The 16,057-nt window shown below is 39.7% G+C and carries 14 protein-coding genes; 3 read left to right on the top strand and 11 right to left on the bottom strand.

Annotation, left to right across the window (positions count from 1 at the left end; all coding sequences use genetic code 11):
• Window positions 1–324 precede the first annotated feature (324 nt).
• The 7 genes from BCAMP_RS13405 to BCAMP_RS03065 form a co-directional block, all read right to left on the bottom strand.
• Entirely contained in the window at window positions 325–597 is a 273-nt protein-coding gene (locus BCAMP_RS13405; RefSeq protein ID WP_156921123.1) for a hypothetical protein, read from the bottom strand.
• 1 nt (window position 598) lies between these two features.
• Entirely contained in the window at window positions 599–1,270 is a 672-nt protein-coding gene (locus BCAMP_RS03045) for a lactate/malate family dehydrogenase (RefSeq protein ID WP_051456848.1), read from the bottom strand.
• Window positions 1,270–2,454 carry an aminotransferase class I/II-fold pyridoxal phosphate-dependent enzyme gene (locus BCAMP_RS03050; RefSeq protein ID WP_035313580.1) on the bottom strand — a complete coding sequence of 395 codons (1,185 nt, stop codon included), beginning with the start codon at window positions 2,452–2,454 and terminating at the stop codon, window positions 1,270–1,272. Before BCAMP_RS03050 ends, BCAMP_RS03045 begins: the two co-directional genes overlap by 1 nt.
• Before the next feature lie 79 nt (window positions 2,455–2,533).
• Window positions 2,534–4,834, bottom strand: a complete 2,301-nt coding sequence (locus BCAMP_RS03055) for a YfhO family protein (RefSeq protein WP_198015693.1) — start codon at window positions 4,832–4,834, stop codon at window positions 2,534–2,536.
• Window positions 4,800–5,147, bottom strand: a complete 348-nt coding sequence (locus BCAMP_RS13735; protein ID WP_198015688.1) for a YfhO family protein — start codon at window positions 5,145–5,147, stop codon at window positions 4,800–4,802. Before BCAMP_RS13735 ends, BCAMP_RS03055 begins: the two co-directional genes overlap by 35 nt.
• Before the next feature lie 230 nt (window positions 5,148–5,377).
• Window positions 5,378–5,995, bottom strand: a complete 618-nt coding sequence (locus tag BCAMP_RS03060; protein WP_035313581.1) for a YcnI family copper-binding membrane protein — start codon at window positions 5,993–5,995, stop codon at window positions 5,378–5,380.
• Between the two features lie 16 nt (window positions 5,996–6,011).
• Window positions 6,012–7,658, bottom strand: a complete 1,647-nt coding sequence (locus BCAMP_RS03065) for a copper resistance CopC/CopD family protein (protein ID WP_035313582.1) — start codon at window positions 7,656–7,658, stop codon at window positions 6,012–6,014.
• Window positions 7,659–7,902: 244 nt separating this feature from the next.
• Between BCAMP_RS03065 and BCAMP_RS03070 the strand changes: the two genes are divergently transcribed.
• Window positions 7,903–8,874 carry a Gfo/Idh/MocA family protein gene (locus tag BCAMP_RS03070; RefSeq protein WP_035313584.1) on the top strand — a complete coding sequence of 324 codons (972 nt, stop codon included), beginning with the start codon at window positions 7,903–7,905 and terminating at the stop codon, window positions 8,872–8,874.
• A gap of 42 nt (window positions 8,875–8,916) precedes the next feature.
• On the opposite strand, the gene BCAMP_RS03075 is transcribed toward BCAMP_RS03070, so the two are convergent.
• Window positions 8,917–9,126: a DUF2187 family protein gene (locus BCAMP_RS03075; RefSeq protein WP_035313586.1), complete on the bottom strand. Its 210-nt coding sequence runs from the start codon at window positions 9,124–9,126 to the stop codon at window positions 8,917–8,919.
• Window positions 9,127–9,309: 183 nt separating this feature from the next.
• Here BCAMP_RS03075 and BCAMP_RS03080 point away from each other — a divergent pair, with 183 nt between their 5' ends.
• Window positions 9,310–9,510, top strand: coding sequence for a cold-shock protein (locus BCAMP_RS03080; protein WP_035313588.1), 201 nt, complete (start codon window positions 9,310–9,312; stop codon window positions 9,508–9,510).
• Between the two features lie 346 nt (window positions 9,511–9,856).
• Window positions 9,857–11,812 (top strand): fructose-bisphosphatase class III, encoded by a 1,956-nt coding sequence (locus tag BCAMP_RS03085; protein WP_035313589.1) that lies wholly within the window; start codon window positions 9,857–9,859, stop codon window positions 11,810–11,812.
• Between the two features lie 65 nt (window positions 11,813–11,877).
• Here BCAMP_RS03085 and BCAMP_RS03090 read toward each other — a convergent pair whose 3' ends face one another.
• From BCAMP_RS03090 to BCAMP_RS03100, 3 genes are all read right to left on the bottom strand, one after another.
• A complete protein-coding gene (locus tag BCAMP_RS03090) occupies window positions 11,878–12,228 on the bottom strand; it encodes a DUF3899 domain-containing protein (protein ID WP_035313591.1) in 351 nt (116 codons plus the stop codon).
• 122 nt (window positions 12,229–12,350) lie between these two features.
• The gene (locus BCAMP_RS03095) at window positions 12,351–14,021 is read right to left on the bottom strand and encodes a peptide ABC transporter substrate-binding protein (RefSeq protein WP_035313593.1); all 1,671 of its coding nucleotides are present in this window, start codon (window positions 14,019–14,021) and stop codon (window positions 12,351–12,353) included.
• Window positions 14,022–14,394: 373 nt separating this feature from the next.
• The gene (locus BCAMP_RS03100) at window positions 14,395–15,981 is read right to left on the bottom strand and encodes a peptide ABC transporter substrate-binding protein (RefSeq protein ID WP_232217900.1); all 1,587 of its coding nucleotides are present in this window, start codon (window positions 15,979–15,981) and stop codon (window positions 14,395–14,397) included.
• Window positions 15,982–16,057 lie beyond the last annotated feature (76 nt).

Genomic DNA, 16,057 nt, shown 5'->3' on the forward strand with positions numbered 1-16,057 from the left:
TTCATTTTCTTTGTAATGCTATTACAGTGACTTTGTGTACGAGATGATAAGACTGAATAGAAATGTTGTTATATCCTCTCGTATTTAAATCCTAAACTTGGGTGATTTCAAAAATAACGCATCGACGGGAAATAGTCGAGACGTTATTTTTTCCAATCACTGCCGTTTAGAACGGCTTTAAATTCTTTTGTTCTAGGAAACACGAGCCTTGGAGGTGAGTGTACAGATGGTACTCGACTCCGATAAGGCGAGGCATTGACGACCTAGAACAGCGTTTATCTTCAGTTTGGAGCGATTATCCCTAGTGGGATAATCGCTCTTTTTCTAGTTTAACTTCATAATATTTGCCCGTATCACTGCGACCGTCTTATCTAGCGCTATTGTTTCACGTGAATCAAACGTTAGTGGAATAATCCGCTCGATGCCTCCTGCGCCCAGTAGAACAGGAACACCCATCGCCATCTTCGTTACACCATATTCACCATCTAAGACAGCAGCAGCCGCGGTAATAATTTTGGCGTCATTATAAATGGCCTGTACAAAGGCGGCAAGTACGTTACCGATACCGAACTGTGTATGTCCCTTCCGTTCAAAAATATCAAAACCGAAGTAAACAACCTTTTTTTTCGAGCGCTAAGCGTTCGACTGTTTGACCAAGTAATGTTTCATAATCCGCTAACGCTAGCCCGCCGATACGGACGTGAGAAAAACAAGCAAATTGCGAATTGCCATGTTCACCAATCATAAATGCTTGAATACTGCTCGGATTAACACCTGCCAACTGTTGTGACAATTGCCGACGTAAACGCATGCTATCTAAGGCTGTACCTGTACCAATCACATAGGCTCGCGGCAAACCTGATAGTTGCCAAATTAAATAGGTAATAATATCACAAGGATTGGTGGCAATCACATACTTGCCAAGAAAGCCCGCTTCCTTCAATTTTGGAATAACGCTTCGAGCAATTGTTGCCGAACCTTCAAGTAGCATCAAGCGGTCTTCTTCAAGCGCAGTTGCTCGTTCAGTATAGGCGACGAGGATCATATCACAGCTGGCTAAATCGGTTAATGAAACAAGTTTAACCTGAGTAGCTGTCTGTGTTACTTCGATACCATCCATAAAATCAAGCACTTCACCCTCTGCTCTATCTGTATCACAATCATAGACGAGTATTTCATCCACAAGCTGTTGATGCGTTAACGCTGATACAGCTGCGATACCGACATTGCCAATACCAAGAACACCCACACGACGTTTTGTTTGGCTCATTATCTCGCCTCCCCAAATAAACCTAAGGCTGCGATGCGAGCTACCGCTTCTACTAAACGTTCAGTTGGTTGCAACACACTGACTCGCACATAATTAGCTCCCATCGAACCAAAACCTTCTCCGGGTGCCACCGCAATCTGCGCTTCATCAAGTAAGTAGTTCGCAAAGGAAGCGCCTGTAAAACCATCTGGCACTTTAAACCAAGCAAATAAAGAACCTTTCGATGCTTCGACCGACCACCCAATTGCCTGCAAGCCCTTCACTAAGGTATTAAGTCGTGTTTCATACACGAGACGATTCGCTTCAACCTGCTCAAGTGAACCTGTTAAGGCTTGCGTCATCCCATCTTGGATAAAGCCAGGCACCATCGTGTAAGCATTGCTGTGGTAATTTTTTAAAGCGGCAATAATCGAGGCGTTCCCGACGACAAAGCCAAAGCGATAATCAGCCATCGAAAATGTTTTTGAAGCTGTATATAACTCAACACCTTGTGCTTTACCGTCTTTCATTTGCATTAAACTTAACGGCGTTACGCCATTATAACCAATCGCTGCATATGCAAAATCATGCACAATTGCAATCTGATATTTTGCAGCGAAACGTATCGCCTTTTCAAAAAAGACTGGTGTTGCAACCGCTCCGGTTGGATTGTTCGGATAGTTCAACATCATCACCTTTGCCGCTACAGCAACCTCCTCCGGAATCGCATCAAAATCAGGTAAAAAATCAGTTTCAGCAGTCACCGGCATTTCATATATCGTTGCCTGTGCTAATTTTGCTGCGGCGAAATAAGGTGGATAGGCTGGATTCGTCAACAAAATGGTATCACCTGGATTGAGTAAGGTTTGTGGCACTGCTACAACACTCACACCCGATGAACTCACAATCATCACCTCTGTAGCAGGATCAATCTCAACATCGTAAACACGCTTATAAAATTGTGCCACCGCGTCTTTCACATTATCCTTACCCATAAACGGTGGATAACTATGATTGCTCGGATCAATGATTGCCGCTTGCATCGCTGCTTGAATCGCAGGGTCAGTCGCTAGATCAGGACTCCCACTCGCTAAATCAATGACATCGTCACCAACCTTTATTTTTGCATTGATTCGATCGTCTATCTCACTGAAGTAATTAATCGGCAACGATTTTACAACGTCTGCCATTTCGAATTGAGCCATAAGATTGCATCCCCTTTTTATACAGTAATATACTGATATATTACACTAAAAACGGTTTTATTCCTAATTAAATTCACGATCATTCATATTTATTCATACGTCGATTAATGGTAAACACACCATAAAACAAAAAGATGCTAACAAAGAACAATATGACACCCGGCATAAATCCTTCGGGGGTAAACACCATTTCAATTGTATGTTCCCCTTTTGTTACTGGAATTGAGAGAAAGGCATCGTCAACAGTGTTAGCTTCAACTACCTTACCATCAACTTTGACCTCCCAACCATTATCGGCTGGAATCGTTGTAAAGAGCGTTTGCTTACGCGCTTTAACATTGACAGTCGCTGACGCTTTCCGACCGTCGACCTTAAATTCTACGCCACTTTGTTTAATCCGTCCCGCATCCTCTTGATATTGATTCACATCCAGAAAAATCACGATTGGCTTGCCAATCGAAACGGCATCCGTCCCATAAAAATTCGTTGTATACTCAATATCACGGGCCATTGGATAATAACCTAAATCGTAGTATTGTCCGTTAATTGATAATTGGGTTGCCTTATTAACACCATTAACAGTTAGTAATACCGATGATGAACCAATCTGACCATAGTTTGTTGGCCAAATACTCATGTATGCTTGTTTATTGGCAGGAACATGCACCTTCCAAGTGATTTTTTTATCAACTTCATTTTTAATTGCTGTATACGTCACATTTTCAGTGTTTGGATCAGTAACCGTGGACACATTATCGGTCGAGATAACAGTTGGTATTGCGCTCGTAAAATAAGTGTTGTGTGATTGCGCTAATTGACTGTACAGCTGCGTTTGTGTTCCTAAGTTATCATTTTTTTTCACTTTGAATTTGTTAATATTCGCATCGGTTAAGATACCTAACGGTAGCGCATTTTCATTTTTAAATAAATAGTAGCCTTTATCATTCGAATATTGACTAAACCCAAATTTATTAATCGGCATTTTAGTGATGTTGTAGCGCACGCCAAACAACGAATCCATTAACAAGGTATTATTGGCATATCGTATATTCAAGTTTGTACCTCGTGATTTAAATCCTAAGTCATTCATAAAGGATAACGTGTTACGATTACGGACCGATGAAAACTGACTCAGCCCATTAAAGCCATAATTAATCGCATCATTGGCAGAAACGGGATCCATTGTTTCGGTGCGATAAAACGTCGTTGCATCGGCTGTGATTGTTTTCTCAATCACTTCTCGATAACTTGTGTAAGGGAGCTGATACGAAGTTCTCGCGGGATAATTCCAATCTTCTAACACGCCATTAAGCATTGTTTTCATGTTGATGACAGCCTCACTCACCATCACAATCACCAATATAACTGCTAACTTTTTCATAATTGTGCGGTTCAAACTGGAAATTGCAAATACAATCGCATAAATGATTAAAAAGATTACAGTTAAATAGAGCGAATCTTGTTCTAAATACGTATAGAGAGACTCTGGCAGTAAGTATTTCACGCCTAAAAACAGCGCTGCTAAACTAATAATAATTGTAATTACACGGCCATTATCACTCCGTTGATAGTTAGTAAAACCGTAACCCGCTAACATCACGACGATAAATGAAAACAAGAATGAATAGCGGAATAAAAACATGTAAGGTGAATGCATTCCTTGCCAAAATAAATTCAAAGCCGAAATATTAAAGCTGATAAAGACAATCAACACTAGAGCGCCAAACGCTAATTTCGTCCGCAAGTTGCATTTTTTAGTAACAAAAAAGTAAATCGCCATAATCAAGGGGATTAACCCGGCATATGTAAATGGAATACTATCATATTTGGTGGTATCATAAACGCCGATCATAGATTTAACAACAACATCCCATAGATGTGTTTCACTCGTAAAAAAACTGGTCACCTTTGTAAGTGCTTCACCATTGTTGCGTAAATCCAACACCATCGGCAGAATCATAATCATCGCTGATAAGCCCGCTAAGAGAGCTGTTGCAAAATACAGCACCAGTTTGCGCAATCGTTTTTGCGGCTCAATAACGAGTAAGGCAAACATGTATAACACACTAAAAATGCCGATCATAAAGCCCATATAATAGTTAGAAATAAACAATAAGGCGTACGCCACAAACAATAACGTCGGCTTAAAATGCTCCATCAGACGATTCACACCCAATACAACTAATGGGAGATAAATCAAACCATCAAGCCACATGATTGACATTGAATAAGCCCCCACAAAAGACATCAAGGCATAAGCTACACTTAAACCAATCTGTATGAGTGGATGAATCTTAAATGTCGCTTTTGCATATATCCAAAACGTAAGACCGATTAGACCGACTTTAACAATCGTTAATAAATAAATGAAATCGGGAATATTGGCATTCGAAAAAAAAGTACACTAAAAACGGAAAAACACCGCCTAAATAATAAGACATAAAGGCGTAATAATTAAAGCCTAGTCCTAAATTCCAATTATAAAAAAGACTTCCCTTTCCATGTAATACATTATTAAAACTTGCATAAAAATTGCTATACTGTGAAAAACTATCACTTGCTAAGATTGAGCGTTCACTGCCCCAATAAATACCTAGGCTATAATAGACCAAAGCCATTACCACTAACGGAATCATAAAAGCACAAATATATTGTGTGAAATTATGTTTGATTACTTTGTATGCTTTTTTCATTTGTCTCCTCCTGCGTATACTGTCTCTTACATCATACTATATTATTGTTCTTCTCCTCAACAGATGCACAAATAGCAATAAAAAACCACAACAGCGAGTTGTGGTTTGGGAATGTAGACTGAATAGCAATGCTGTTGACTGCGTTGCTTTCACTTTTATTTCTCTAGTTCAATCAACCAGAAGCTTTCAACTTTATTTCTCTAGTTCAATCAACCAGAAACTTTCAACTTTTATTTTCTTCTAATAACTACGACTAACGCTGCTAAGCTTAACAGTAATGCAAGACCACTGACAAACCAAAGTCCAATCGATTGGCTTGTTTCAGCAGTTTTTTCGTGATTGCTCACAGTTGCTGTTTTTCCATGTGCATCTGTTTTTGTGTTTGCTTGTTCAATCATCGTCTGCGAATGTGGTGTATCAGCATCGGCGTCACCTGTCCATTCTACGATGCTTTTATCCTCATAGTATTGGTAGGCATTCCAGTCCATCGCTCCTGTTTGAGCAGGGTTTTGAGCCACAAATTGAAACGATTGGAATTGACCTTGTTCAATTCCACCCTCTTCATTTTTCTTTTCCCATGTGACACGTTCAATCTTATCTGCTTTATTTGTGGTGGTCGTTACCTTCCAACCTGGTAGCGGTTGATAGTTTAAAAAGTTGGCCGTTTCAGGGACAACGAGTACCACCTTTATAGTCGCATTGTCTTTTTCATTCGGCACCTTCATTGTATATGTTTCATAGCTTTCTGTTTGAGAAGTTGCCGGGCTCACCGTAACATGAGCACTGACCGACATTGAAAATCCAAATACACCAATTAATACAGCTATCATAACGCTAAGTTGTTTCATTCGTCTTGCTCCCTTCTTATCTGCTAATTCTAATTTCAAATGTATCTTCAACCGTTTCAAAGTCGGTTGATAAGGCTTTAATCGTCACCTGCCATTTACCAGTTTGACTAATAAACAACCCTTTGGCACGATAACGTTGCGCCTCTTTATCCCAGTCTAAGGTGGTTGTGGTTGATACCTCGCTCCGGTTTTTGGCAACAATCATTTGAACTTGCTGCCAATCAGCCTTAACATCAGCTTGATCCAGTTGCACATCAAAGACATTTTCACCAACGATTGCTGGCGCAATCGTTAAATTGATTTGATGCTGCTTGAGCGTACTCTTTAAAACGAGTGGCGTAGGCTCAGGTGGGGGTGGTGTCGCCGTATTTGTTAAAAAACCGACTAAGCCTAGAATGATAATTCCCGCTCCAATTTCAGCCCATAACGTGCCTTTATTTGGCACATTTGTACGCTTCATTGCCCGCGCCACGAAATGACCAATCCCAATCACACCCATAATAAACACCACTAGCGCTTTAATTAACAGTGTTCGTCCATAGGTCGATGTGAATACTTGCATGATTGAACTAAAATATAACGCACTTAACAAAATACCACTCATAATCAAGGTCAGCACCGCGCCAAAGGCCACTGGCGCAAAGCGTTGGAGACTTGTGTCATACGCCAACTTGACTGTGGTGGAGTATTCACGACGTAGCGTGAGATATAAGGTTAAAATGATCATCACCCCACCAATCCAGACGCTAGCCGCTGTTAAATGGAGCCAGTCGGTCACTGTCGATAACACGATAATCGTTGCCGCTTGTGAATGACCACTAGTTGCTGTCGCGAGTGTCATCCCAATGAAACCAACCGTCATAACACTCAGTTTAAGTGCCCATTTATCTGTCGAACGATTGAAATAAAAATGGCCACTAACTGCAAAGACCATTAAGGCACAACATCGCCAAAACCAAAGCCGACCAAATGTCGTCTCGGTGAGCGTTTGCCAAGCTAACTTAAAATCTAATGCTTGCCAAAGACTGACATTATTTAACAGGGCCGTTTGAGCAATAAACTGGAGGATAAACGCCAGAATCACTAACATCATTCCGGTCATCACCAGTGTTTTCAATGCGCTTTTTAACGCCTGTTTACTTGCGGTCGGAATAAGATAGAGCAAGGCTAATTGAACACCTGCAATCATGCTGAGACCAATATAAAGCGGCCATTTAACAAGCGATTGCATGATTGGTGTGTTCGACTGATCACTGGTTGCATCGGGAATCGCGTCTGTGGCTTGATAACCAAACATAAACGTGCCAGAAACAGCATGCCCATCCGCTGAAATCACCCGCCAATTCACACTATAAATCCCTTTACTTAAAGCGTCAGTCAATTTGACACTGACGATACGGTTGCTCTCTTGTTCAATAAAAGCAGCCCCTTTATCGACACGATTCCCCGCTTCATCTGTTACCGCGATGGTCGGTGCTTGATTTTGAATCGCTTCATCAAATTGAACCGACACCTGTGCTGGGCTCTCCTCGACATTCGCTTGCATCGCTGGGGTTGTTTGTTGCACATAAGCATGAGCCGATACAAGTTGCAATGGCATCAGCGTCAATACTACAATCAATCCTATTAATGTTCCGAGTTGGCTTATACGCAATTGCAACATGCATTCACCTCATTTACAATCCCGTCCATCTTACTATCAGAATGAAATCGTCTTTTTTTCAACATTGAAACCGCTCCTTTAAACGCTTACCGTTAGTATAGCAAAATCTCTGTCACGATTAACACACAAAATGACGCCTTCAACCACCTTTTATGTCCATTTTGTGACAGGTGTATATTTTTGAGATACGACTCTTATTAATTACTGCTATACTGATTATATCATGATAGAAAGAGGTGCAGAAATGACTCATTTAAATTGGGCAATACTCGGTTTAGGTTCAATCGCAACGGAGATGGCAGCTGCTCTACAAGAGGCACATGGCACTATTTATGCCGTCGCTTCACGTTCACAAACAAAAGCAAACACATTTGCAGCTGCGTATAATGTAACGGCTGTATACGGCTCCTACGAGACGATGCTGGCGGATGAAAACATTGATGTCGTTTATATCGCGACACCACACAGCAATCACTATGAATATATTATCGCTAGTTTGCTTCATAACAAACACGTACTCTGTGAAAAAGCCATCACTGTCAACAACTTACAATTAGCTGAAATCACCGCCTTAGCCAAACAAAAACAGTTAATTGTGGCTGAAGCGATGACCATTTTCCATATGCCGCTCTTCAAAAAAATCAAACAATTGATTAACAAAGGCGACTTAGGAACACTTAAAATGATTCAAGCCTCGTTCGGGAGTGTCAAGGAAGACGATGTATCGAATCGTTTCTTTGATCCAGCCTTAGCTGGTGGCGCCTTACTCGATATTGGCACCTATGCCGTATCCTTCGCCCGCTATTTTTTAAGCAGTCAACCAACCGTCATTAAAACAACGATGTTGCCATTCGAGACAGGTGTCGATGAACAGTCTGGGATTTTATTGCAGACGAAAGAAGGCGAAATCGCTGTTATCAATCTAAGTATCCGCGCAAAAATGCCCAAAACAGCGATTATCGGTGGCGATAAAGGTTATTTTTCAATTACAGACTACCCTCGTGGTACACAAGCCTCTTTTTTCAATACCGAAACTGGCACAACAACATTGATTGAAGCTGGCCGTGCTGCAGATGCCTTCCAGTATGAGATTGATGCGTTTGAAACGGCTGTTACCAGTCAGAAAGAACATACCTTATCACTGAGCAACGATGTTATCAGCATCCTAACTGAGGTCCGCCAACAATGGGGAATGTCTTATCCGTTCGAAAAATAAGGCAAAAAAAAGAAGGGGCGATTGCCCTTTCTTTTTTTTGCCTTATTTAATCACTTTATAGTTTTTAAAGTTTACGACTGTTGTTGGGTTCGCTTTAACTTCTTCAATTGCTGAATCTCGTTTAGTGATAGTTAACACCGCTGAGTTTGTTAAAAACTTAATAATGATACCTTCACCCGACATATCCTCACGTTTAAACTTAACTAAGTCGCCTACTTCTCCTACTGGTACGATTTCTTTTTTCTCTGACACATAAATCAACTCCTTTATACTATTAAGAATAACATATATTTGGAATTGTTTTGCTATTATTGTTTTAACGTGGTATGATAAACATGTGCTTTTGATAGGTAAATAAATGAATTCAAACTTCTTTTTATGCCTAAACAAGACTACAACTATTTGCACTTAGTGCATAACTGGAGGTTTTTTATAATGGAAACAGGTAAAGTAAAATGGTTTAACTCAGAAAAAGGTTTTGGTTTCATCGAACGCGAAAACGGTGACGATGTATTCGTACATTTCTCAGCTATTCAATCTGAAGGATTCAAAACTTTAGAAGAAGGCCAAGCTGTAAACTTCGAAGTTGAAGATGGACAACGTGGACCTCAAGCTGCTAACGTTGAAAAAGCGTAAGTAACTGTTAGACCTACCCTCGGGTAGGTCTTTTTTCATGTCTTTTTTTAAAGATAGTCAGACGCTGGAAAGTATGCTATACTGAGTACTTGCGATGAGTCTTTTGCAGCGTGTTCTGTCCGCTGCGCAGTGTGAAATAGTCACTGCACTAGCCCCCTCAACATCTTTGCTTTGTGGAAAGCAGTTGGGGGGGGCTTTTTAGATGCATTTTAACTGAATCGGTCTACCCCAATCGTCTTATTTTTATTTTCAATGCTCATTTCCTTGCATGACTGGACTTTCTTTTCTAGAATGATAGTAATGTGCAGCCTATTCTATACTTAGTTTCAGCGAAGGGAGCGTTTTGATGAGCAATTCACAAACAAAATATTTACAATTACTTGCTTCACATTATCCAACACCCGCACAAACGATTACCGAAATTATTAATCTGGAGGCTATCCTTAATCTGCCAAAGGGAACCGAACATTTTTTAAGTGATTTACACGGTGAATATGATGCGTTTGAACAGGTTTTTCGTAACGGATCCGGTGTCATTAAACGGAAACTAAGCGTTCTCTTTGCCAACGAACTATCTGAGACCGAATTGACGACTTTAGCTACCTTAATTTATTACCCCCGTCCCAAAATGCGTATCATCTTACGGACTTTTTCTGCTACTGAAAAGAATGACTGGTACCGTATTACCTTATTACGTCTCATTAAGTTAACAAGTTTTGTCTCTTCGAAATACACACGCTCTAAAGTACGGAAACTAATGTCGCCAGACTTCACTTACATCATTGAAGAACTACTTTACCAAAATAATGATCAAATTGAAAAAGAGGCGTATTATCATGAAATTCTCACGAGCGTGATTGAACTGAACAGCGCAGCTGATTTAATCCACGCCCTAGCGACCTTAATTCGGCGCTTGGTGGTTGATCATTTACACATCGTCGGTGATGTCTTTGACCGTGGTCCAGCGCCTGACAAAATCATTAACCGTTTAACAAAACACCAGTCGCTCGACTTCCAATGGGGCAATCATGATATGATTTGGATGGGAGCAGCGAGCGGGTCTGCTGTTTGCATCGCCAATGTTTTACGGATTTCAGCCCGCTATTTGAATCTCGATACGGTAGAAGACAGCTATGGTATCTCACTGCGTCCACTTGCGATTTTCGCTGACACGACGTACGAAAACACATCGACCGCTTTTATGCCTAAAAAGAGCCAAGAAAGCGCTAAAACAACATCTGAAATCAATCAAATCGCTCGAATGCATAAAGCAATAGCCATTATTCAATTCAAACTTGAAGGTGCCATCATTCAGCGACACCCTGAATTCAATATGACAGACCGTCTCCTGTTGAATAAAATCAATTATACTAACGGTACTATCACAGTTAACAACCACACCTACACGTTAACTGACACCGACTTCCCGACGATTGATCCAGCTAATCCTTATACACTCACTCCCGAAGAAAACGATGTGATTGAGCGGCTGTTATTAGGTTTTATCAACTCTGCTAAATTACAGGAACACGTTGCCTTCCTCTATGCGAAAGGCAGCATGTATTTACGCTATAATGGCAATTTAATCTACCATGGCTGTATTCCATTAAATGAGGATGGTTCCTTTAAAGCGTTGACGATTGCTAATAAACCGTATACTGGGAGAGCCTTGTTTGATAAATTCGATCAGTATGCCCGACAAGCCTTTTCACAACCTGAAGGGTCGAAAGAGAAAGAAGCAGCGCTCGATTACGTTTGGTACTTATGGACCGGCGAAACATCACCGCTTTTCGGCAAGACGGCAATGACCACCTTCGAGCGTTATTTCATCGCTGAAGCAGAAACTCATCACGAAGTTAAGAATCCGTACTATCTTAAACGCAATGACGAGGAAACAGTCGCCACTATTTTACGTGAGTTCAATCTTTCACCCGATGATGGTCATATTATTAACGGCCACACACCTGTGAAAGAAGGCGCTGGCGAAAGCCCAATCAAAGCCAATGGCAAGCTACTTGTGATTGATGGCGGCTTCTCCAAAGCTTATCAAAGCGTGACTAGCATTGCCGGATACACCTTAATCTATAATGCTTATGGGCTACAGTTAGTGAAGCACCAACCATTCACATCGACAGAAGATGCCATTATGAACGAAACTGACATTATTTCTACCCGTCGTATTATTGAAACAGAGACTATACGACAATGTGTTAAAGACACTGATATCGGACAGCACTTACAACAGCAAATTAACGATCTCAAATCGCTGCTCACAGCTTACCGACAAGGGCTGATAAAATAAAAAAACAGAGTTAGAATCGCGTGACACTTCGATTCTAACTCTGCTTTTTTTACTGTTTTACTCCTCTAATAAAAAATGAATAGCAACAACAGATTCACACCAAGATAAACACACCCTACCAACAAAAAATGTGCATAGGTTAAGGTGATTAATTCCGATAACATCCCTGCTTCTTGAATGTCTTCCTGTGATCGTTTATTCGGTCCAAAATTAAAAAACAAGCGCATCGATGAATGAAAAATATCAAAAAAGCCACCACGTACGACCATTAATAATAAACCGAGTAACAAGAAAATAATGCCCACTAAAAAACTAACGTTCATGAAATTTTCAACGGTCCATCCTGGTTGTTTAAACGTGACAATTAACACGACAACCAACAGACTCAAGCCTAAATAAAAGCCACTCTTTTTCACTATAAATGTTCCTCTCTCATCTAATGTATCTTAACCTTATTATAACTCACTTTTGTCAAACAAACAAAAAGCTACCACCACTAAGATTACTCCCTTAGTGACGGTAGCTGATTATTTGTGGCCTATTTGACGTAAGCTGCTTTTAAGCTATAGTCAGCACCAAAGTTATGACGGTACATATCTTTAATGTCTGGATTTTGTAAGATTGATAATGAACGTTGGTAAATTGGTGCAATTGCAACATCTTCATTAATTAAGATGTTTTGTGCTTTAATGAAGTTGTCCCAACGTTTGGCAGGATCTGCTGCATCTGTTGTTTTATTAGCTGTAATTAATGCATCATATTCTTTGTTAGAGTAGTTGATGTTCGCATTTGTTCCACCAGTCACATATAAGTCTAAGAATGTCATTGGATCTTGGAAGTCAGCGCCCCAACCTGATAATTCAATGTCGAAGTCAGATTTGCTATCTAAATCAACACGGTTGTTGAATGGTACATTTTTAAGACTAACTGTTAAGCCAGGTAAGTTTTTCTCTAATTGATCTTTCATGTACTGTGATGAAGATTTGGCGTTATCAGTATCGTCACTTAATAATTCAAGTGTCACTTTGTCGCCTACTTCTTTTTTAGCTGCTTCCCACGCTTTTTGGGCTGCTTTCACGTCGTATGTGAGGTAATCATTAGCAGAAGCTGCTGCCTTTGTAAAGTCTTCACCTTCTAAAGTTGCAAGACCTTCAGGAACTTCTTGATCTGTCGCAACTGAACCGTTCGCTAAAATGTTTTTAACGTAAGCTTCTTTGTCAAATGCTTGCGCAACTGCTGTACGAACATTTTTATTTGCTAAAGCAGTCTCTTTTCCATCACGTTTTTGATTGAATTTAAGATAGAAAACAGACGCTTGCGGTACACTGATACGGTTTTTATCGTTTGCATATTGTTTTGCATACTCAGCTGATAAAGTCACTGCGTCAGCTTCACCTTTAGTGTATAAGTTAATACCCGTTGATGGTTGTTTAACCACGTTGATTTTTGCACTTTCTAACTTAACGTTTTTAGCATCCCAGTATTTATCATTTTTAACATATTCCCATGTATCACCACTACCATCCCAGTCTTTCATTTTGAAAGCACCGTTATAAATAATGTTCTCACTTGTTTTACCGTACTCTTTGCCTTGTGCTTTAACGTATTTTTCATTTTGCGGCAAGAAAGTACCAAATGCATATAATGAGTTAATATATGTGATCGGACGTTCTAACGTAATTTCAAGTGTCTTATCGTCAATCGCTTTAACACCTAATGTATCAACAGCTTTTTTCTTTGTCATAATATCTGAGGCGTTTTCAACAACACCATCAAACATATACGCATATTGTGAACCCGTTTCTGGATTGACAGCTTTTTGCCAACCAAAGACGAAATCGGCTGCAGTGACATCATCACCGTTTGACCATTTGGCATCTTCACGTAGTTTAAACGTGTATTTCTTATTGTCGTCACTGATTTTTGGTTCTTCAGCAGCAACACCTAATTCATATTTATCATCTTTACCTAATGTATAAAGTCCTTCGAATACTTGGTCCATCGCAGTGAATGAGACAGTGTCTGTTGCCATTACTGAATCCATTGTCGAAATTTGTGATGATTCAAGTAAGCTGATTTTTTGCTCTTTTGTTTCTTTACTCGATTCTTTTTTATCACTCGATGAACTACTTCCCCCACCGCAGGCCGCTAACACAAGACCTACTACTAAAACGATTGCCATTACCACAGATGCCTTAAACTTCTTCATAAACAAATTCCTCCCCTAAAAATAAGTTTCTTTCTCGCTATTACATACCTGTTTGTTCGAACAAGTATGTGCTATAACACTATTGTATCATAAGTTGTTTCATTAATCACAAGATTCTGACATTTAAATAACTTTTTTATGTGAATTTTCTAATAACTATCAAAAGTACAGCTTTCAGTCGCATTTTGAAAAGCAGTCCACTCTTGTTATACTTACATTACTAGTCGGAGGTGCTGCAATGAATGGTTTATTAAAAAAAATTTGGTTGCTCGTCGCTGTTTTAGCGATTGTTTACATCATCATCTTATTCATTACATAAAAAGAGCCGCTTTATCATCGATTAAGCTCGATAATAAAGCGACTCTTTTTTGTTTTATTTAATATAAGCAGCTTTTAGGCTGTAATCAGAACCAAAGTTATGACGGTAAAGATCTTTGATTGCTGGGTTTTGTAAGATTGCTAACGAACGTTGGTAAATTGGTGAAATCGCTGCATCCTCATTGATTAACATGTTTTGCGCTTTCACAAAGTTATCCCAACGTTTTTGCGGATCAGACGCATCTGTTGATTTACTTGCATTGATTAAGGCATCGTACTCTTTGTTGCTGTAGTTAATGTTTGCATTTGTACCACCTGTTACATATAACTCTAAGAATGTTAATGGATCTTGGAAATCCGCACCCCAACCTGATAATTCAATATCGAAGTCTGATTTACTATCTAAATCAACACGGTTGTTAAATGGTACATTTTTAAGGCTAACTGTTAAGCCTGGTAAGTTTGTTTCTAATTGATCTTTCATGTATTGTGATGACGATTTAGCATTGTCAGTATCATCGCTTAATAATTCAAGCGTCACTTTTTCGCCCACTTCTTTTTGCGCTAATTTCCATTCTTTTTGTGCTGCTTTAACATCAAATGTTAAGTAATCATTTGCTGCCGCTGCTGTTTTAGTGAAATCTTCTTCTGTTTTTTCATTTTTAGCTAAGCCAGCTGGCACTTGTTGATCAGACACAACTGAACCGTTTGCTAAGATGTTTTTCACATAGGCTTCTTTGTTGTAAGCTTGAGCAATCGCTTTACGCACGTGTTCGTTTGCAAGAATCGTTGCTTTACCATTACGTTTTTGGTTGAATTTCATGTAAAAGACTGACGCTTGAGCCACAGTAATTTTATCATCATCATTCGCATATTGTTTCGCATACTCAGCTGATAAGGTTACCGCATCAGCTTCACCTTTAGTGTAGAGGTTAATTCCTGTTGAAGGTTGTTTAACAACGCTAATTTTAGCATTTGCTAATTTCACATCTTCGGCACCCCAGTATTTATCATTTTTAACATATTCCCATGAGTCACCGTTACCATCCCAATCTTTCATGGTGAAGGCACCATTATAGATGAGGTTATCACTTGATTTCGCATAGTTTTTACCTTGTTCTTTCACATATTTTTCATTTTGTGGTAAGAACGTTACAAAGGCAAATAATGACTTGGCATATGTAGTTGGACGCTCTAACGTCACTTCTAATGTTTTATCATCAACTGCTTTAACCCCTAAACTATCAAGTTCCTTTTTACCAGCCATAATATCAGAGGCATTGGCAATAAATCCATCAAACATGTAGGCGTATTGTGAACCTGTGTCTGGATTCACTGCTTTTTTCCAACCGTACACAAAATCTTGTGCTGTTACAGGTGTTCCGTTTGACCAGTTTGCATCTTCACGTAATTTAAACGTGTATGTTTTATTATCAGAACTGATTGTTGGCTCTGCTGCTGCCACACCAAGTTCAAATTTATCATCTTTACCTAATATATAGAGACCTTCAAATACTTGGTCCATCGCTGTTCCAGATACAACATCGGTTGACATAACTGAATCCATTGTCGCAATTTGTGAAGCTTCCAATAAGCGAATCGTTTGTTCTTTACTGCTAGTTGCTTCTTTTTTTTGTTGCACTTGATCCACCACCGCAGGCTGCTAATACTAACCCAACGATTAAGACAAGTGCTGTTACAACTGATAATTTCATTTT

Source organism: Brochothrix campestris FSL F6-1037 (genome assembly GCF_000525915.1).
Classification (GTDB): domain Bacteria; phylum Bacillota; class Bacilli; order Lactobacillales; family Listeriaceae; genus Brochothrix; species Brochothrix campestris.

Coding starts and splice junctions, on each gene's coding strand:
- BCAMP_RS03045 (WP_051456848.1), bottom strand. CDS start 1,270: ATGAGCCAAACAAAACGTCGTGTGGGTGTTCTTGGTATTGGCAATGTC.
- BCAMP_RS03050 (WP_035313580.1), bottom strand. CDS start 2,454: ATGGCTCAATTCGAAATGGCAGACGTTGTAAAATCGTTGCCGATTAAT.
- BCAMP_RS13735 (WP_198015688.1), bottom strand. CDS start 5,147: ATGAAAAAAGCATACAAAGTAATCAAACATAATTTCACACAATATATT.
- BCAMP_RS03060 (WP_035313581.1), bottom strand. CDS start 5,995: ATGAAACAACTTAGCGTTATGATAGCTGTATTAATTGGTGTATTTGGA.
- BCAMP_RS03065 (WP_035313582.1), bottom strand. CDS start 7,658: ATGTTGCAATTGCGTATAAGCCAACTCGGAACATTAATAGGATTGATT.
- BCAMP_RS03070 (WP_035313584.1), top strand. CDS start 7,903: ATGACTCATTTAAATTGGGCAATACTCGGTTTAGGTTCAATCGCAACG.
- BCAMP_RS03080 (WP_035313588.1), top strand. CDS start 9,310: ATGGAAACAGGTAAAGTAAAATGGTTTAACTCAGAAAAAGGTTTTGGT.
- BCAMP_RS03085 (WP_035313589.1), top strand. CDS start 9,857: ATGAGCAATTCACAAACAAAATATTTACAATTACTTGCTTCACATTAT.
- BCAMP_RS03095 (WP_035313593.1), bottom strand. CDS start 14,021: ATGAAGAAGTTTAAGGCATCTGTGGTAATGGCAATCGTTTTAGTAGTA.